The organism is Pseudomonas sp. D3 (genome assembly GCF_029320995.1).
Taxonomy (GTDB): Bacteria; Pseudomonadota; Gammaproteobacteria; order Pseudomonadales; family Pseudomonadaceae; genus Aquipseudomonas; species Aquipseudomonas paraveronii.
This window is the reverse complement of record NZ_CP119772.1, coordinates 5923685-5942325: the sequence shown is the minus strand read 5'-3', so window position 1 is coordinate 5942325 and position 18641 is coordinate 5923685. Positions and strand designations below refer to the sequence as shown.

At 61.3% G+C, this 18641-nt stretch carries 16 protein-coding genes; 7 read left to right on the top strand and 9 right to left on the bottom strand.

What is annotated here, in order from left to right:
- Positions 1 to 64: 64 nt before the first annotated feature.
- The 8 genes from P3S72_RS27605 to P3S72_RS27570 all read right to left on the bottom strand — a co-directional run bounded on the left by P3S72_RS27605 (position 65) and on the right by P3S72_RS27570 (position 9863).
- Positions 65 to 1987, bottom strand: coding sequence for a PrkA family serine protein kinase (locus tag P3S72_RS27605; protein ID WP_276195138.1), 1923 nt, complete (start codon positions 1985 to 1987; stop codon positions 65 to 67).
- A gap of 285 nt (positions 1988 to 2272) precedes the next feature.
- A complete protein-coding gene (gene glpE / locus P3S72_RS27600; RefSeq protein WP_247395845.1) occupies positions 2273 to 2602 on the bottom strand; it encodes a thiosulfate sulfurtransferase GlpE in 330 nt (109 codons plus the stop codon).
- A gap of 33 nt (positions 2603 to 2635) precedes the next feature.
- On the bottom strand, positions 2636 to 3487 hold the full coding sequence (locus tag P3S72_RS27595; RefSeq protein WP_276195137.1) for a symmetrical bis(5'-nucleosyl)-tetraphosphatase: 852 nt from the start codon (positions 3485 to 3487) through the stop codon (positions 2636 to 2638).
- Positions 3487 to 3867: a Co2+/Mg2+ efflux protein ApaG gene (apaG, locus tag P3S72_RS27590; protein WP_247395841.1), complete on the bottom strand. Its 381-nt coding sequence runs from the start codon at positions 3865 to 3867 to the stop codon at positions 3487 to 3489. Before apaG ends, P3S72_RS27595 begins: the two co-directional genes overlap by 1 nt.
- A 108-nt stretch (positions 3868 to 3975) precedes the next feature.
- Positions 3976 to 4788, bottom strand: a complete 813-nt coding sequence (gene rsmA / locus P3S72_RS27585) for a 16S rRNA (adenine(1518)-N(6)/adenine(1519)-N(6))-dimethyltransferase RsmA (protein ID WP_017847810.1) — start codon at positions 4786 to 4788, stop codon at positions 3976 to 3978.
- A complete protein-coding gene (gene pdxA / locus P3S72_RS27580; protein ID WP_276195136.1) occupies positions 4785 to 5774 on the bottom strand; it encodes a 4-hydroxythreonine-4-phosphate dehydrogenase PdxA in 990 nt (329 codons plus the stop codon). Before pdxA ends, rsmA begins: the two co-directional genes overlap by 4 nt.
- Positions 5771 to 7111 (bottom strand): peptidylprolyl isomerase, encoded by a 1341-nt coding sequence (locus P3S72_RS27575; protein WP_276195135.1) that lies wholly within the window; start codon positions 7109 to 7111, stop codon positions 5771 to 5773. The genes pdxA and P3S72_RS27575 overlap by 4 nt, the downstream gene beginning before the upstream one ends.
- Positions 7086 to 9863: an LPS-assembly protein LptD gene (locus P3S72_RS27570; protein ID WP_276195134.1), complete on the bottom strand. Its 2778-nt coding sequence runs from the start codon at positions 9861 to 9863 to the stop codon at positions 7086 to 7088. Before P3S72_RS27570 ends, P3S72_RS27575 begins: the two co-directional genes overlap by 26 nt.
- 130 nt (positions 9864 to 9993) lie before the next feature.
- Here P3S72_RS27570 and P3S72_RS27565 point away from each other — a divergent pair, with 130 nt between their 5' ends.
- Genes P3S72_RS27565 through P3S72_RS27555 form a run of 3 tightly spaced genes read left to right on the top strand, consistent with a single transcriptional unit; the run spans position 9994 to position 12456 of the window.
- Entirely contained in the window at positions 9994 to 11019 is a 1026-nt protein-coding gene (locus tag P3S72_RS27565; protein WP_276195133.1) for a phosphotransferase, read from the top strand.
- Positions 11016 to 11690, top strand: coding sequence for an N-acetylmuramate alpha-1-phosphate uridylyltransferase MurU (gene murU / locus P3S72_RS27560; protein ID WP_276195132.1), 675 nt, complete (start codon positions 11016 to 11018; stop codon positions 11688 to 11690). The genes P3S72_RS27565 and murU overlap by 4 nt, the downstream gene beginning before the upstream one ends.
- A 1-nt stretch (position 11691) precedes the next feature.
- A complete protein-coding gene (locus P3S72_RS27555) occupies positions 11692 to 12456 on the top strand; it encodes a TerB family tellurite resistance protein (protein ID WP_276195131.1) in 765 nt (254 codons plus the stop codon).
- Between the two features lie 26 nt (positions 12457 to 12482).
- Here the strand turns inward: P3S72_RS27555 and P3S72_RS27550 are convergent, their stop codons facing one another.
- Positions 12483 to 13457 (bottom strand): alpha/beta hydrolase family protein, encoded by a 975-nt coding sequence (locus P3S72_RS27550; RefSeq protein ID WP_276195130.1) that lies wholly within the window; start codon positions 13455 to 13457, stop codon positions 12483 to 12485.
- Positions 13458 to 13534: 77 nt separating this feature from the next.
- Between P3S72_RS27550 and P3S72_RS27545 the strand changes: the two genes are divergently transcribed.
- The 4 genes from P3S72_RS27545 to P3S72_RS27530 all read left to right on the top strand — a co-directional run bounded on the left by P3S72_RS27545 (position 13535) and on the right by P3S72_RS27530 (position 18600).
- The gene (locus P3S72_RS27545; protein ID WP_276195129.1) at positions 13535 to 15529 is read left to right on the top strand and encodes a sensor histidine kinase; all 1995 of its coding nucleotides are present in this window, start codon (positions 13535 to 13537) and stop codon (positions 15527 to 15529) included.
- Positions 15530 to 15547: 18 nt separating this feature from the next.
- Positions 15548 to 16177 carry a response regulator transcription factor gene (locus tag P3S72_RS27540; RefSeq protein WP_276195128.1) on the top strand — a complete coding sequence of 210 codons (630 nt, stop codon included), beginning with the start codon at positions 15548 to 15550 and terminating at the stop codon, positions 16175 to 16177.
- A gap of 225 nt (positions 16178 to 16402) precedes the next feature.
- The gene (locus tag P3S72_RS27535) at positions 16403 to 17515 is read left to right on the top strand and encodes an ABC transporter ATP-binding protein (protein ID WP_276195127.1); all 1113 of its coding nucleotides are present in this window, start codon (positions 16403 to 16405) and stop codon (positions 17513 to 17515) included.
- Positions 17516 to 17559: 44 nt separating this feature from the next.
- Positions 17560 to 18600 carry an ABC transporter substrate-binding protein gene (locus P3S72_RS27530; protein ID WP_253399628.1) on the top strand — a complete coding sequence of 347 codons (1041 nt, stop codon included), beginning with the start codon at positions 17560 to 17562 and terminating at the stop codon, positions 18598 to 18600.
- Positions 18601 to 18641 lie beyond the last annotated feature (41 nt).

The following is an 18641-nucleotide window of genomic DNA, read 5'->3' as shown; positions in this document are numbered from 1 at the left end:
GAAGCTTAGAGACAAGCGGTCGCCTGCCAGGCCATGGGCCTGGCATTGCACACCTGTCGCTGCCTTACTGCGATTTGCGCACCCGCAGATACCACTCGGAGAGCAGCCGTACCTGTTTGTCGGTGTAGCCACGCTCGACCATCCGTGTAACGAAGTCGTTGTGTTTTTGCTGATCCTCCTTGCTGGCTTTGGCGTTGAAGCTGATGACCGGCAGCAGATCCTCGGTGTTGGAGAACATTTTCTTCTCGATGACCACCCGCAGCTTCTCGTAGCTGAGCCAGGTGGGGTTCTTGCCATTGTTGTTGGCGCGGGCGCGCAGCACGAAGTTGACGATTTCGTTGCGAAAATCCTTCGGATTGCTAATGCCGGCCGGTTTTTCGATCTTTTCCAGTTCCTCGTTGAGGGCCACACGGTTGAGGATTTCGCCGGTTTCGGGGTCGCGGTATTCCTGGTCCTGAATCCAGAAGTCGGCATACAGCACGTAGCGGTCGAAGATGTTCTGGCCGTACTCGCTGTAGGACTCCAGGTACGCGGTCTGGATTTCCTTGCCGATAAACTCGATATAGCGCGGCGCCAGGTATTCCTTGAGGAAGCGCAGGTAGCGTTCGCGGGTCTCGGCCTGGAACTGTTCCTGTTCGATCTGCTGTTCCAGCACATAGAGCAAGTGGACCGGGTTGGCGGCGATCTCGTGAGGGTCGAAGTTAAACACTTTGGACAGGATCTTGAACGCGAAGCGCGTCGACAGGCCGTTCATGCCCTCATCCACGCCGGCGGTGTCGCGGTATTCCTGGATAGACTTGGCCTTGGGATCGGTGTCCTTCAGGTTTTCGCCGTCGTACACACGCATCTTCGAGTAGATATTCGAGTTTTCCGGCTCCTTGAGGCGCGACAGCACAGTGAACTGCGCGAGCATCTTCAAGGTGTCGGGCGCGCAATGGGCTTTGGCCAGGGCGCTGTTGAACAGCAGCTTGTCGTAGATCTTGATTTCATCGCTGACCCGCAGGCAATACGGCACCTTGACGATGTAGATCCGGTCGATGAAGGCTTCGTTGTTCTTGTTGTTGCGGAAGGTGTGCCATTCCGATTCGTTGGAGTGGGCCAGCAAAATCCCGGTGAACGGAATCGCGCCAAGGCCTTCGGTACTGTTGTAGTTGCCTTCCTGGGTGGCGGTGAGCAGTGGGTGCAGCACCTTGATCGGGGCCTTGAACATCTCCACGAATTCCATCAGGCCCTGGTTGGCCCGGCACAGTGCGCCCGAGTAGCTGTAGGCGTCGGCGTCGTTCTGTGGGAATTCTTCCAGTTTGCGGATATCGACTTTACCCACCAGCGCCGAGATGTCCTGGTTGTTCTCGTCGCCCGGCTCGGTCTTGGCCACGCCGATCTGGTTGAGGATCGACGGGTAGAGTTTCACCACGCGGAACTGGCTGATATCACCGCCGAACTCGGACAGGCGTTTGGTGGCCCACGGCGACATGATGGTGTTGAGGTAGCGCCGTGGGATGCCGAAGTCTTCTTCGAGAATCGCGCCATCTTCCGTGGCGTTGAACAGGCCCAGGGGCGACTCGAAGACCGGTGAGCCCTTGATGGCGTAGAAGGGCACTTTCTCGATTAGTTGTTTGAGTTTTTCGGCCAGCGACGATTTGCCGCCGCCAACAGGACCGAGCAGGTAGAGGATCTGTTTCTTCTCTTCCAGGCCTTGGGCCGCGTGTCGGAAGTAGGAGACGATCTGGTCGATGCACTCTTCCATGCCGTGGAAGTCTTCAAAGGCCGGGTAGCGGCGGATCACCTTGTTCGAGAAGATTCGCGACAGGCGCGAGTTATTGGAGGTGTCCACCAACTGCGGCTCGCCAATTGCCAGTAACAAGCGTTCGGCGGCAGACGCGTAGGTGCTGCGGTCGCTTTTGCACAGCTCGAGATACTCTTGCAGCGTGAGTTCTTCCTGCTGTGTGGACTCGAAGCGTTGTTGGAAGTGGCTAAAGATACTCATGACGTCGTCACCTCGCTCGATACGTGGAGCCGACGCCGGATCAATCAGTCGATGCTGGCAGTCATTGACGATCGCCAATGGCCGTTTTCCCCCCAGAACACCCTGTAACGCTACCGATGACCCGCACGCCGGTGTACCGGCTCTCCCCTGATTCGGATGGCCTGCGCTTAAGGATAGTTCGGAATCTGCGAGGTAAAGGCGTGATACACAATTTGTTTGGCTGCGCCGTTCGTCAGAAGCGGCGCAAGCCCAAGCGTCACGCGGGGTAGCGGGGTGTGAAAAAAATTATTGCGAATCGCCAGCGGCAATTTCTGCAGGATAGGTCGTGCGCCACAGCTCAAAGCCGCCGTCCAGACTATAGACGTCGGAGAAGCCTTGGCTGATGAGATAGGCGGCCGCGCTCTGGCTGGAGTTGCCGTGGTAGCAGGCCACGATCACGGGTGCGTCGAGGTCGGCGGCGCGGATGAAGTCGGCGATGTTGTTGTTGTCCAGGTGTCGGGCGCCTTTGATGTGGTTCAGGGCGTAGGTCTGGGGGTCACGAATATCCACCACCACCGCGCCTTGTTCGCGCAGGGCCTTGGCTTGTTCGGGTGGGATACGTTTGAATTCGCTCATGGCGGGCTCCTTGGGCTTGGCGGCTCGCGGCGTCTAGCGCTTGGCGGCAACCGGCGGGGTAAGGGGAGTAGGGGAGGGGCACTGGCAGGTCAGACGCTCGCCGGTGTCGATGTTCATCAGGGTCATGGCGCCGCCCCACACGCAGCCGGTGTCGAGGGCGAACACGCCGGGTTCATCGCATTTGCCTTCGAGGGCCGCCCAGTGACCGAAGATGATCTTCGTGTCGCGGGTCTTGCGTTCCTTGTGGGCGAACCACGGCTTGTAGCCGGGCAGCGCGGTGTCGGCGCCTTCCTTGCTCTTGAGGTCCAGCTTGCCGTCGGCGGTGCAGAAGCGCATGCGTGTGAAATAGTTGGTGATCACGCGCAGGCGGGCGACGCCCGTCAGCTCGTTGTCCCATTTCACTGGCTCATTGCCGTACATGCCGTCGAGGTAGGCGATGTACCGGTTGTCATCGGCAATGGCGCTTTCGACTTCGGCAGCGCACTTGAGGGCTTTTTTCAGCGTCCACTGCGGTGGAATACCGGCGTGGACCAGCACCATGTCGCGGTGCTCGTCGTAGTGCATGATCTTTTGCCTGCGCAGCCAGTCCAGCAGGTCGACTCGGTCCGGCGCTTCGAGGATTTCCCGCAGGGTATCGCCCTTTTTCAGACGCTCGATGTTACTGCCAGCCGCCAGCAGGTGCAGGTCGTGGTTGCCCAGTACGCACACCAGGGAATCGCGCAGGCCATATAAGTAGCGCAGGGTCTCCAGGGATTCGGGGCCACGATTGACCAGGTCGCCCACCAGCCACAGGCGATCGTTCGCCGGGTCGAAGGCCACGCGTTCGAGCAGGCACTTGAGGGGTTCCAGGCAGCCTTGCAGGTCGCCGACCGCATAGGTTGCCATCAGTGCAGGGCTCCGGGCACGGCGAGACGAAATGGCTGGATGATCGCGTCGAACAGTTTGCCGTCGGTGGCTTTCATCTGATACGAGCCTTGCATGGTGCCGACCTTGGACGTCATCACCGTGCCGCTGCTGTAGGTATGGCTGGCACCGCTATCGATCAGCGGTTGCTGGCCGACAACGCCGGCACCACGCACTTCCTCCACTTGACCGTCACCGTCGGTGATCACCCAGTGGCGTGACAGCAGCTTGGCCGGCACCAGCCCGTTGTTTTTCACCGTGACGGTGTAGGCAAAGGCGAAACGGTTGTGTTCGGGTTGCGATTGGTCCGCCAGGAAGCGGGTAACGACGCTGACGTCGATCTGGTAGCGAGGATCGGACATGCAAGAGGCCTTAAAAGCAAAAGCGGAGGACAGCAGATGCGGGTCAGTCTAGGCCAAGAGGTGTGCACTAGGCCAGACATGCTGTCTGGCCGGGTGCAGGGTCGGGCTTCAGTCCGCGACGGGTGGAGGCTGGATCGCAAGCTGGTCGGCCAGGCGCACGAACGCGGCCAGGTCCAGTTGTTCCGGACGCAGGCTGCCGTCGACGCCGGCGGCTTCGATCTCGGCGTTGCTCAACAGCGCTTTGAGCGTATTGCGCAGGGTCTTGCGGCGCTGGTTGAAGGCTTCGCGCACGACGCGCTCCAACAGTTTGTGATCCTTGGCCGGGTGCGGGAGCACGGCGTGGGGCACCAGGCGCACGATGGCCGAATCGACCTTCGGCGGCGGGTTGAACGCGCCCGGGCCAACGTTGAAAAGGTGTTCGACGCGGCAGTGGTACTGAACCATGATCGACAGACGGCCCCAATCACCGCCGCCCGGGCCGGCAGCCAGGCGCTCAACCACTTCTTTCTGCAACATGAAGTGCATGTCGCGGATGATCCCGGCGTTGTTCAGCAGGTGAAAGATCAGCGGCGTGGAGATGTTGTACGGCAGGTTGCCCACGACCCGCAGGCTGTTGGGCGCGGCATTGAGGCTGGTGAAGTCGAACTTCAGCGCATCGCCCTGGTGCAGGATGAAATTGGACTTGCCGCCAAACTGCTGGTTGAGGATCGGGATCAGGTCTTTATCGAGTTCAACCACGTCCAGTTGAGCGCCGCTGGCCAGCAGGCCTTGGGTCAGTGCGCCCTGGCCCGGGCCGATTTCCAGCAGGCGGTCTTCGGGCTTGGCGTGGATGGAGCGCAGGATGCGGTCAATCACGCCAGCGTCGTGCAGGAAGTTTTGCCCGAAGCGCTTGCGCGCCCGGTGTTGGTAATGCTCGGTCATATACGGGTCTCGGCCATCTGATAGGCGGTTTCCAGGGCCACGCGCAGGCTGCCGGTGTCGATCTTGCCGCTGCCTGCCAGGTCCAGGGCGGTGCCATGGTCGACGGAAGTACGGATGATCGGCAGGCCCAATGTCACGTTGACTGCGGCGCCGAAGCCTTTGTATTTCAGCACGGGCAGCCCTTGGTCATGGTACATCGCCAGCACTGCGTCGCAGTGCTCCAGATATTTGGGGGTAAACAGAGTGTCCGCAGGCAATGGGCCGCGCAGGTCCATGCCGTCTTGGCGCAGACGCTCCAGGGTGGGTTCGATGATGTCGATTTCTTCATGGCCCAGGTGGCCGCCTTCACCGGCGTGAGGGTTGAGCCCACAGACCAGGATGCGCGGTTGGGCGATGCCGAATTTTTGTTGCAGGTCGGCGTGCAGGATGCGCGTGACGCGCTCCAGACGCTCGACGGTGATGGCATCGGCCACATCGCGCAGCGGCAAGTGTGTGGTCACCAGGGCGACGCGTAGGCCATGCGTGGCCAGCATCATCACGACTTGGGCGGTGTGGGTCAGTTCGGCGAGGAATTCGGTATGGCCGGAAAAGGCGATACCGGATTCGTTGATCACGCCCTTGTGTACGGGGGCAGTGATCATGCCGGCGAAGTCGCCGTCGAGGCAGCCTTGTCCGGCGCGGGTCAGGGTTTCCAGCACAAAGGCCGCATTGGCCTTGTTCAGTTGCCCGGTGACCACCTTGGCCAGCAGCGGGGTATCCCACACATACAGGCTGCCCGCAGGGGCTGGCAGGTCGGGCCAGTTACCCGGCGCAACGTCCAGCAACTTGACGGACACGCCCAGTTGCGCGGCCCGCTCAAGGAGCAGGTCGCGGCTGGTAATGACGATCAGGGGATGTGGCTGGGGTTGCGAGGCGAGCAGCAGGCACAGGTCTGGACCAATGCCGGCCGGCTCGCCGGGTGTGACTGCGAAACGCTGGGGTTTCACTGGTTGGCCTGGTTGGTGCCTGTTTGCTCGGCGCCTGGCAGTTTGTTTTCAACGTAGGCTTCGTCACGGATCTGACGCAACCAGGTTTGCAGCTCTTCATCGTACTTGCGGTTGCGCAGCACGGTCAGGGCTTGCTGTTCGCGGGCCTGGCTGGTGTTGTCGGTGGCGCGGCGGCCAAGGACTTCCAGTACATGCCAGCCATATTGAGTCTTGAAGGGTTTGGACAGTACGCCTTGCGGGGTCTTGGCCATCACTTCCTGGAACTCCGGCACCAGCGCTTTCGGGTCGATCCAGTTGAGGTCGCCGCCGTTGAGGGCAGAGCCTGGGTCTTCCGAGAAACTTTTGGCCAGGGTGGCAAAGTCTTCGCCGCTTTCGATGCGGTCATAGATCTTCTGGGCCAGTTCCTTGGTTTGCGCTTCGGTGCGGATTTCGTTTGGTTTAACCAGGATGTGACGAACGTGTACTTCGTCTTTCAGCGAGGTTTCGCCGCCACGACGTTCCAGCAACTTGAGGATGATGAAGCCGCCAGGGGTACGGGCTGGCTGGGTAATGCCGCCCACTTCCATGGCACTCAGTTCACGGTCAAACGGAGGTGGCAATTGAGCGGCTTTGCGCCAGCCCATATCGCCGCCTTCCAAGGCGTTGTCGCTGCCGGACTGGGCAATGGCCATTTGAGCAAAGTCAGCACCGCCCTTCAGGCGATCATAGATCGCCTGGGTTTTGGCGGCGGCGGCATTGAGCTGCTCGGAGTTGGCGCTGTCCGGTGTCGGGATCAGGATGTTGGCCAGGTGCAGTTCTTCGGAGAGCTGCATCTTGCCCAGGTCCGATGCGAGGAAGTTCTTCACTTCCTGCTCGGAGACCTGAACTCGCTCGGCCACACGGCGCTGACGCACACGGCTGATGATCATTTCGCGGCGGATCTGGTCACGTGCGTCCTCATAGGACAGGCCATCGTGGGCCAGGGCGGCGCGGAATTGATCGATGCTCATGTTGTTGCGTTGCGCGATGGTGCCGACGGCCTGGTTCAGTTCTTCGTCCGAAATACGGATGCCGGAACGGTCGCCGATCTGCAACTGCAGGTTTTCGACTATCAGGCGCTCCAGGACCTGTTGGTCCAGGACGCTGGTAGGCGGCACGCCACCGCCACGCTTGGCGATGGTTTGCTGAACTTCTTTGACCCGTTGGTCCAGTTGGCTCTGCATGATCACGTCGTTATCGACGATGGCCACGACCTTATCCAGCTGTTGAACCGCGGCATGCGCCGATACGGTACCCAGGAACAGCGCGCCCAGCACGAGCGGGCGCAGACAATCAGAAAGCTTGATCTTCACGTTCACGATAACCTTGAATGCCTTTGTCGAGGAAGCTCTCTACCTTGGCGCCGGTCAGGCCGCCGAGTCCTTTGAGGACGATCTGGAGGAAGAGCCCGTGGTCACCCTTTTCGTTAAGCGGGGCGATCTGGCTGTATTCGTCGTTGGAAACCCAGTAACGGTTGATGACGCGCAGTTTCCAGCAGCAGTTGTCGTACTCGAAACCACCGAAGGCTTCCAGGGTACGGTTGCGGGCGTAATCGTACTGCCAGCGGGTGATCAGGTTCCACTGGGGAATGATCGGCCACATCATCGAGAAGTCGTGTTGTTGGATTTTGTAGTAATCCTTCACGTAGTTATCTGTACCAGGAGTGCCGTAGTCGCCGCCAAACTGCCATTTGCCGGTCAGCTGGTTGTAGACCACCTGGTCATTGCGATAGCGATAACCGAGGTTGACGACCTTGTTCGGGTTGTCTTCCGGCTGGTAGTGGAACATCGCGCTGCCGGAACGTGGGGCGTGGCTTTCAGTGTCCCAGTTGTAATCGGCAGTGGCGCGCCAGTCGCGGTTGAAGCGGAACTCGTAGTCCAGGGCGATGGGCGATACGTTCGACTGCGCATCGGCGCGGTCGGCTGCCACGATACCCGGCAGTTGAACTTCGCGGTCCTTGAAGTACAAAGCCTGGCCGACGCTGACGCGTTGGCGTTCGAAGCCGTTTTCTTCGATCCAGCGGCTAGTAACACCCAGGGACAGTTTGTTCTCATCGCCGATCCGGTCGGTGCCGCTGAAGCGGTTGTCACGGAAGAGCGAGGCGTAGCTGAACGAGTATTCGCTGGTGTCGAAAACCGGGATGTCGCTCTGGTCTTTATTTGGCACATAAAGGTAGAACGCACGCGGCTCGAGGGTTTGGCGATAGTCTTTGCCGAACCAGTTGGTGTTGCGGTCGAAGTACAGGCCGCTGTCGACGCTGGCGATTGGCACGGCGCGGTCTTGCGAACTTTTGAACGTCTGACCGGCTGCAGCCATTTGCGTCTTGCCGGTACCGTCAAGGTCGAGGTCGTACTTGGTATAGACGTACTTCAACTTCGGCGTAATAAAACCGTAGGTCCAGTTCATCGGGTAGTCGACGGCGGGGGCCGCGTTCAAACGCGTACCGTTTGCACGGGTCAGGCCTGTGACGTATGTGTCCAGTCGAGCCGACTCTACGCCATTCTGATCGGTAAACGTGCCGTTTTCGAGGCTGCGTTCAAAGCGAACCGCCTCGGTCTCGTAGGTAAAATTCAACCCGCCCGGATGGTACGGCAGCGCACCATTGAAAGTGATCTGAGGCAACCGATCATATGGCGTGATCTGAGAGATCGTTGCCAACTGATAAGCCTGGACGTTCAAGCGCGCTTGGTAAGAATCGCCTCGATAAGCCACAGACCCTTGCTGGTTCAGGAAATCGCGACTCTGAACCCCTTCTTCATACGACTTCAAATCCTGGAAGTAGTAAGGATCGCTGATCTTGGTGTAATCCACCTGAGTCGTCAGACGCGAATCCAGCCCGCCCTTATGCTGCCAATTGAGCATATAGCGCGTTTTTTCGTAATCGGTCTGCTTGCTGCGTTCGTCGCTGTCGTCGTTCAGGTACGCGCCGCCGAACTGGCCTTCGCTGGATTTGGTGAGGTAGCGGAATTCGCCTTCCATCAACAAGCCGCGTTTGGTCATGTATTGCGGGTACAACGTGGCGTCGTAGTTCGGTGCCAGGTTGAAGTAGTAAGGCGTCACCAGCGTAAAGCCAGTCTCGCTGCCGGTGCTGAAGCTCGGCGGCAGGAAGCCGGATTGACGACGGTTGTCGATCGGGAAATAGATGTAAGGGGTGTACAGGATCGGGATGTTCTTGATCCGCAACGTCGCGTTGGTGGCAGTACCGAAACCGGTGGCCGGGTTCAACGTGATGTTGTTGCCCTTGAGCTGCCAGGCGTTGCTGTCTGGCTCGCAGGTGGTGTACGTACCGTCCTTGAGACGGATGATCGCGTTTTCGGCGCGCTTGGCGTACAGCGCGTTACCGCGCACGCGTGACTTGTGCATCACGTATTCGGCGTTGTCGATCTGCGCCGCGCCGGTATCGAGCTGGACCTGGGCGTGGTCGCCGACGATCAGGGCGCCGTTGTCGCGCAGACGGACATTGCCGTTCAGCTCGCCACGGTTTTCGGCCTGGTACAGGCTGGCTTCCTCAGACTCCAGCTGCATGCTGCCCTGGCGCATGACGACGTCACCGGCCAGGGTCGCGACCTGTTGTTCCTGCTCGTAACGCGAAGCCTTGGCGCCGATGAAGGTCGGTGCATCGCTCTGGTTCGTCTTGTCGTTCATGCCAGGACGAGTCGGCTCGATGTACGCGCCGGAGCAATAAGGGCCGGTTTCAGCCAGTTGGGCGGCGGTCAGCTTCTCGCGGGGCACCCAGTCCAGGTGGCTGTAGTCGGCGCTGCGCGAACGCAGGCCACGGCCCTTGGCTTCGGTGACCAACATGGTCTTCGGCTCGGCCTCGGTGCTGCCTTCAGCGTTGGCTTGCGCCGTGCCGTTGGCCGAGCTGACGGCTGCACCGTCATGCACCGGGCGCGGTGGCAATGGGGCGGCGGCGGTTTTCGGCGCGCAATCCCAGGCACCCGAAGCAGAGACTGAGCAGTCATACTGTTCCGCGGCGACCACGAATGAGGTGGCGAAAGGTTGCATGGCCAGCAGACTGCCGGTTACCAGCAACGGAAATTTTCTACGAAACGCGGGGGATTTCAATGCCATCTTATTAGTCCGGGCTTCCTGCGTGCCATCTGCCCGCGGTGTGGGCCGCACGCCTCTCGATGGTCTGAAAAAGATGCGTGATAATAAAGCATGACCCGCTTGACGGCTAGCGCCGTCGGAGACCCTTGTAATGCCCGAGCAAGATCTACGTTTACAACAGCTGAAAGTCTGGCTGGATGAGCAGTTGCCGATCCTCTTCAACGCTCAGGACTGGGGCGTCGTACCCCCGGCCACATTGACCGCGGCCAGTAGTGACGCGAGTTTCAGGCGCTACTTCCGCTGGGAAGGCGGGGCGCATACTTTCGTGGTGATGGACGCTCCACCCCCCCAGGAAAACTGCAAACCTTTCGTCGATATCGCCGATTTGTTGGCGAAATCCGGAATAAATGTGCCAAAAATTTATGCAGAAGATTTGCCGCGCGGCTTTCTTTTGCTCAACGACCTGGGCAGAAAAACCTACCTGGACGTGATTGACGAGCAAAATGCCGATCAATTGTTTGCCGATGCCATCGACGCCTTGCTGGCTTTTCAGCAGTTGCCGATGCACGCGCCGCTGCCCAGCTATGACGTCGCTTTACTGCGCCGCGAGCTGGAACTCTTCCCCGAATGGTACGCGCGCCGCCACCTGGGTATCGAATTCGACGCGCACCAGCAGGCGCTCTGGCAGCGTGTCAGCGAGCGCCTGATCGACAGCGCCCTGGCCCAGCCGAAAGTGCTGGTACACCGCGACTACATGCCGCGCAACCTGATGATCAGCGAGCCCAACCCCGGCGTGCTGGACTTCCAGGACGCGGTCTATGGCCCGGTGACCTACGACATCACTTGCCTGTTCAAGGACGCGTTCCTCAGCTGGCCCCAGGCCCGCGTGCGCGAATGGCAGCGCGGCTACTGGGAGCGCGCCGCGACGCTGGGCATCCCGGTGCAGGCGGATTTCGACGACTTCCAGCGCGCCTGCGACCTGATGGGCGTGCAGCGTCACCTCAAGGTGATCGGTATCTTCGCGCGCATTTGCCACCGCGACGGCAAGCCACGCTACCTGGCCGACGTGCCGCGCTTCTTTGCCTATATAGAAGCGGTGCTGGCGGACCGCCCGGAGCTGGGCGAACTGGCTGAACTGTTGGCCAGCCTGCGCGAACCCGCCGAGGCGAGCGTATGAAGGCGATGATCCTGGCGGCCGGCAAAGGCGAGCGGATGCGTCCGCTCACCTTGCACACGCCCAAGCCGCTGGTGCAGGCGGGCGGCAAACGCCTGATCGAGTACCACCTGGAAGCGCTGGCCAGGGCCGGTTTCAGCGATATCGTGATCAACCATGCCTGGCTCGGCCAGCAGATCGAAAGCTATTTGGGCGACGGTGCGCAGTTTGGTCTGCGCATCCGCTACTCCCCCGAGGGCGAGCCTTTGGAAACCGGCGGCGGGATTTTCCAGGCATTGTCGTTGCTGGGGGGTGAGCCCTTTGTGGTGGTCAATGGCGATATCTGGACCGACTACGACTTCGCCCAGCTCCAGCGCCCCCTCCAGGGCCTGGCCCACTTGGTGATGGTCGATAACCCGGCGCATCACCCCTCGGGCGGAGATTTCTACCTGGATCATGGCGTGCTTCATGATGCAGCGCCCGGTGCCGATAACCTGACCTTCAGTGGCATTTCAGTGCTCGACCCCAAATTGTTCGCGGGTTGCAGCGCCGGTGCCTTCAAGTTGGCGCCGCTGTTGCGCGCGGCCATGGTGCAAGGGCAGGTAACGGGGGAACACATGACGGGACGCTGGATTGATGTCGGCACGCTAGAGCGCCTGGCGCAAGTCGAAACCCTGCTGACAGCGGGGCGCTAAGATGTTGTGGCCAGGGACGCTGATCGGCGCCGGGGCTGGCTTCGCCATTGCCAGTATTCCGGGTGGCTTGTTGGGCGCCTTGCTGGGGCAGGCGCTGGATCGCCGCCTGCAACTGCAAAGCTGGGCACAATTGCGTGAGCGCCTGGGCGGGCGCCCGGCGTTGCGCAATGACGAACTGTTGTTTGTGCTGCTGGGCCGCCTGGCCAAAAGCAATGGCCGCGTGGTGGACGGGCATATCCAGCAGGCACGCCAGGAAATGCGTGCGCTGGACATGACGGAGCCGGCCCAGCGCCGCGCGATTACGGCGTTCAATCGCGGTAAATCCGGTTCTGACCGGGTGCGTGCCTACCTGCGCGTCCTCAAGTCCCAGCCCCACGCGGCAGAAGGCGTATTGCGCGCCTGTTGGCGGATGGCTTGGGCGGATGGCCGTGCGGATGATGCCGAGCGCGACTTGATCAGCCTGTGGGGCAAGTGGCTGGGCTGGACGCCACAACAGCTTCAGGCGCTGGCCGCCGATTACGCGCCGGAGCGCAAGCCAGTGGCCAGCCGTGGCGCAGCGTATCAGGAGGCGTTGCGGATTCTGGGGGTGACCACCACCACCGAACCGTCGGTGATCAAGCACGCCTATCGCCGCCTGCTCAGCCGCCATCACCCGGACAAAATCGCCGGCACCGGTGCCAGCCCGGCGCAAGTGCTTGAGGCCACCGAGCGAACCCGCGAACTGCATAACGCCTATACGTTGATTCGCGAGCGGCGGGATTTCTGATAGTCGCCCCGTTTTGGCGCGGGCGATCAGCTGTCTTTGGGCTCGGGGCTCAACCACCCGCGAACCCGTCGATACAGTTGCTCATGCTCGGCCGCACTGTTACCGGGCACGGTCTTGAGTGACACCTGCTTGTAGCCGTTATTCTTCAAACGTTTGGCGGCCTGGGCGCGTTCCCGTGCGGTGTCTCGGTCCTGGGCGGCGTCCTGGTAGAAGACATCCGCCGTGGGCACTTTCAAACCCGGGGCGAGTTGTTGCAGGTCCGGTTGGCGACCCACGGGTGCCTTGCCCGCAACCATCACCAGCTTCTGCACCTGGCTCGGTTGTTTCTCGCTCAAGTAACGCGCGGCCCACCAGGCGCCGCTGCCATGGCCGAGCAGCACGACGCTGCGGGCGCCTTGGGTCTGGGCGAAAGCGACGGCGGCATCGATACGCTCGAAGATGCGCTTGGCATCGGTCTTGTCCTGTTCATCCGTGCCTGGCACCACGGCCGGGTCGGTGCCTTCGGCTTCCGCGCTGGCGGCTTGCTCGACCGGTTTGGCGGCGGTGCTGCCGTCTTTGCTGCTGGTGTCGACGGCAGCCTTGGGCGCCTCGATCACCCGTGGCGGCAACGTGTCCAGGTTCACGTCCGGCAGCGATAGGCTGAGGGTGCCCCAGCCGGCATCCGGCAATTTACGTCGCAATGGCGCAATTGCTTGCGGCCAGTCAGCATTTTCACCCGCGCCAGGTACGATAATCACCACGCCTTCGGCTTCGGCGCTGTTGGCCGGTTTCCACAGGGCCAGGAATGAATCGCTGCCGGCCTGCAACTGTTGCTGTTCTTCTCGTGGGATTTGGCGCTCGAGGGCGCTGGCTTCTTCCCGGCTACGCTCCGGCAGGGGCAGGCGTTCGACCGGTTTTTCGGCTGCCGGCGCAGGCGCGTCGGCGGCCTGGGCAGAAAAGACGGCGGTAAAGAGGAGTGACAGGCACAATGCTGGCAGTGCCGAACGGTTTCGAGGTGGCATCGTTAATTCCCGGCCAGAAGTGATTCCAGCAGCCTAATGGGTTGGTCAGTATTTGTCAGTGATGTGAGACGTGGATCATGGGTTTTCGCTGTCTGCTGGTTATCGGCTGTATGTGCTTTGCCTTGATGGCGGGCGCCGCGCCCGTGCCTGTCGCTGCGCAAGCGCAGCTCACTGTGCCGCAGCGTGAATGGCTGGCGCAGCACCCGCAATTGCGGGTGGGGTTGGTCTTGCAGGCGCCGTATGCGCAATACGATCGGCGCCTGCAGCGGTTGTCGGGGGCCAATGTCGAGTTGATGCAATGGCTGGCCAAGGCCCTGAATATCGAGCTGACGTGGCGCAACTTCCCCACTCAGGATCAGTTGGAAGCCGCCCTGCGCGACGGCGAGGTGGACATTGCCCCTGGTCTGCAGCAAACCCCGGCCGGTTTGCGCCTGTGGTTGTTCACGGACCCGTATATGCGCGTGCCCCAGCACATTGTCGGTGTCCGTGAGGGCGGCGGTGCGGTGGAGCTGGAAAAACTCGACGAACATTCCCGCGTTGCCGTGCGCATGCCCAGCGCCGTGGCCGATTACCTGCGCAGCACTTATCCCAGCCTCAACCTGCAAGGCGTGCCGATGGAACGCCAGGCCTTGCAGTTGCTGGTCAGCCAGCAGGCACGTTATGCCGTGGTGGATGAGGCGCAACTGAGCCGGTTGTCGGGCGAGGCTGAGTTTTCCGGGCTGGCGGTGGTCGGCGATATCGGCCTGCCGCAATTGCTGCGCGTGGCGACCCGCCGCGACTGGCCGGAACTGTCCGGCATCATGGAAAGCGCGTTGCGCGCCATCCCCGCCCGCGATCTGGACCAGTTGCACAACCGCTGGCTGCAACCCAAATACCCGCGTCTATCCGAGTCTCCCGGCCTGTGGCAAAACCTCTGCCTGCTGTTGGGGTTGCTGCTGCTCGCCAGCCTCGCGGTAGTGTTTTGGCAGCGTCGCCAGCAACGAGTACTGGAACACAACCTGCTCGCCGCTCGCGAAGAAAGCGCCGCACGCGCTGCCGGCGCCGAAGCGCTGCGCCTGACACAATTTTCCATCGATCAAAGTACCGTCGGCATCCTCTGGGTCAATTGGGACAGTCATGTGCGCTACGCCAACCTGGCGGCGGAAACCATGCTCGGCTACGGTCCCGGCGCGTTGATCGAGCGTCCGCTGGCCGATTTCGACCCGAGCCTGAGCATGGACCGCTGGCTGAACCTATGGAAACGCGCGCGCAACAGTGAAGACGGCCCGCAGCACTTCGCCGCCGACTGCCTGCGCGCAGACGGCAGCATCCTGCCGGCCGAGGTGTCGTTGAGCTTTCTGCGGTTTGCCGAAGGCGAATACTTGGTGGTCTACCTTAATGACGTCACCGAGCGTCGCCGCTATGTGGCCGCGTTGCTGCAAAGCGAAGCGCAGTTGCGTGAGCTGTCGGCGCACCTGGAAACCGTGCGCGAAGAAGAAAAGGCGCGCATCGCCCGGGAAGTACACGACGAACTTGGGCAAATGCTCACCGTGCTCAAGCTGGAAACCTCCATGTGCGAGTTGGCCTATGCGCAACTGGACCCCGGCCTGAACGAGCGCCTGAACAGCATGAAGCGCCTGATTGCCCAACTGTTTCAATTGGTGCGCGACGTGGCCACCGCGTTGCGCCCGCCAATTCTCGACGCGGGGATCGCCTCGGCCATCGAGTGGCAGGCGCGGCGCTTCGAAGCGCGCACGCAGATTCCCTGCCTGGTGCAAGTCCCGGATAACCTGCCGGCCTTGAGCGATGCCAAGGCCATCGGCCTGTTCCGTATCCTGCAGGAGGCGCTGACCAATGTGATGCGCCATGCGCAGGCGCATACTGTCGAATTGACCCTGGCGGTGGAGGGCAAGCAACTGCGGCTGACCATCAGCGACGATGGCGTCGGTTTCGTCGAGGCCCAGGGTCGCCCGGTGTCGTTTGGCCTGGTCGGCATGCGTGAGCGTGTGCTGATCATGGGCGGGCAGTTGAGCCTGGACAGCGAGCTGGGGGAGGGCACCACCCTGAGTGTGACGGTGCCGCTGGATGCATAACGATAAGAGGAAGCCCCTGTGATCCGTGTACTGGTAGCCGAAGACCACACCATCGTGCGTGAAGGCATCAAGCAATTGATCGGCCTGGCCAAAGACCTGCTGGTGGTGGGCGAGGCGGGCAATGGCGAGCAGTTGCTGGAGACCTTGCGCCATGTGCCTTGCGAGGTGGTGTTGCTGGATATCTCGATGCCCGGCGTCAACGGCCTGGAAGCCATTGCGCGGATTCGTGCGCTGAACAACCCGCCGGCGATCCTGGTGCTGTCGATGCACGATGAAGCGCAGATGGCCGCGCGGGCCTTGAAGGTGGGTGCGGCCGGTTATGCCACCAAGGACAGCGACCCGGCCCTGCTCTTGATGGCGATTCGCAAGGTCGCGGCCGGTGGTCGTTATATCGACCCGGACCTGGCCGACCGCATGGTCTTCGAGGTCGGCCTGACCGATTCACGGCCCTTGCATTCGCTGCTGTCGGAGCGCGAGTTCTCGGTATTCGAGCGCCTGGCCCAGGGCGCCAACGTCAACGATATCGCCCAGCAACTGGCGTTGAGCAGCAAGACCATCAGCACCCACAAGGCGCGGCTGATGCAAAAACTCAATATCACCTCCCTGGCCGAACTGGTGAAGTACGCCATGGAGCACAAGCTGCTCTGACGACATGCCTGTTTGCGACCCCCTTTAAAGCGCCAGTTGCCCGTTCTTGCCGCTTGCAGCCTGGCGCTCATAGCGGCTCTGTCCTATCCCCGCCATCGCTGTAGGGCATGCCCTACACCCAACCTTCCATCCGGCTGATGTAATTCTCTCCTGACCCCCGATTTCCGGGGCCCCGTCCCTGGACTACGCTTGTGCCACAGCAGTCCAAAACACAAAGGTGCGGGTATGAGCGAGGTGGATTCAAATGATGTACTGGTCAGCTTTCGTGGCGTGCAGAAGAGCTACGACGGCGAGAACCTGATCGTCAAGGACCTCAACCTGGAGATTCGCAAGGGCGAGTTCCTCACCCTGCTAGGGCCATCGGGTTCGGGTAAGACCACCAGCCTGATGATGCTTGCCGGCTTCGAGACGCCGACCGCTGGCGAAATCCAGCTGGCCGGGCGCGCGATCAACAACGTGCCGCCGCACAAGCGCGATATCGGCATGGTGTTCCAGAACTACGCGTTGTTCCCGCACATGACTGTGGCCGAGAACCTGGCGTTTCCGCTGTCGGTGCGGGGGTTGAGCAAGACCGATGTCAGCGAGCGGGTTAAACGCGTGCTGAGCATGGTCCAGCTCGACGCCTTCGCCCAGCGCTACCCGGCGCAACTCTCCGGCGGCCAGCAACAGCGTGTGGCATTGGCTCGGGCGCTGGTGTTCGAACCGCAGTTGGTGCTGATGGACGAACCCCTCGGCGCCCTCGACAAGCAACTGCGCGAGCACATGCAGATGGAGATCAAGCACCTGCACCAACGCCTCGGCGTGACCGTGGTGTATGTGACCCACGATCAGGGCGAAGCCTTGACCATGTCGGACCGGGTGGCCGTGTTCCACCAGGGCGAGATCCAGCAGATCGCTGCGCCGCGCACCTTGTATGAAGAGCCGAAGAACACCTTCGTCGCCAACTTCATCGGCGAAAACAACCGTCTCAACGGTCGCCTGCACAGCCACACCGGCGACCGCTGCGTAGTCGAGCTGGCGCGGGGCGAGAAAGTCGAGGCGCTGGCGGTGAACGTCGGCCAGGTCGGCGGCCCGGTGACCTTGTCGGTGCGGCCTGAGCGCGTCAGCCTCAATGGCTCCAGCGAACGTTGCGTGAACCGCTTCTCCGGGCGAGTAGCGGAATTCGTTTACCTGGGCGACCACGTGCGCGTGCGCCTGGAAGTCTGCGGCATGACCGATTTTTTTGTGAAACAACCGATCGCCGAGCTGGACCCGGCACTGGCGGTCGGCGACGTGGTACCGATTGGCTGGCAAGTCGAGCACGTTCGCGCACTCGACCCACTTCTAGAGGCGAAATAATCGCCCCCATGGCTTCACCAACCCTGCACGTGGAGAGAACAACAATGTTGAGATCCCTTAAGTATTCCGCACTGGCGATCGGTTTGATCGGCGCGACACAGGCCATGGCCGGCCCGGACCTGACGGTCGTGTCCTTTGGTGGCGCGAACAAGGCAGCACAGGTCAAGGCCTTCTATGCACCGTGGGAAAGTGCAGGCAACGGCAAAATCGTCGCTGGCGAGTACAACGGTGAGATGGCCAAGGTCAAGGCCATGGTCGACACCAAGAGCGTGTCCTGGGACCTGGTGGAAGTGGAATCGCCGGAACTGTCCCGTGGTTGTGACGAAGATATGTTCGAACCGCTGGACCCGAAACTGTTCGGTAACACCGCTGACTACGTGAAAGGCGCCATCCAGCCATGCGGCGTGGGCTTCTTCGTGTGGTCGACCGTGCTCGCCTACAACGCCGACAAGCTGAGCAGCGCGCCGACCAGTTGGGCGGATTTCTGGGACACCAAGAAATTCCCTGGCAAACGCGGCCTGCGCAAGGGTGCCAAGTACACCCTCGAGTTCGCCTTGATGGCCGACGGCGTAGCGCCGAAGGATGTGTACAAAGTGCTGGCCGGCAAAGATGGCCAGGACCGTGCGTTCAAGAAACTCGACGAACTCAAGCCGTCGATCCAGTGGTGGGAAGCCGGCGCGCAACCGCCGCAGTACCTCGCCTCGGGTGACGTAGTGATGAGCTCGGCCTACAACGGTCGCATCGCTGCCGTACAGAAAGAGAGCAACCTGAAAGTGGTCTGGAACGGTGGCATCTACGACTTCGACGCGTGGGCTATTCCAAAAGGCCTGGCCAAGGATCGTGCAGAAGCGGCGAAGAAGTTCATCGCCTTCTCGGTGCAGCCGCAGCAGCAGAAGATCTACTCGGAAAACATCGCTTACGGCCCGGCCAACACCCAAGCCGTACCGTTGCTGGCCAAGGACGTGCTCAAAGACATGCCGACCACGCCTGAGAACATTGCCAACCAGGTGCAGATCGATGTGAGCTTCTGGGCCGATAACGGCGAGCAACTCGAGCAGCGCTTCAATTCCTGGGCTGCCAAGTAACTCCATGTGGGAGGGGGCTTGCCCCCGATAGCGGTGTATCA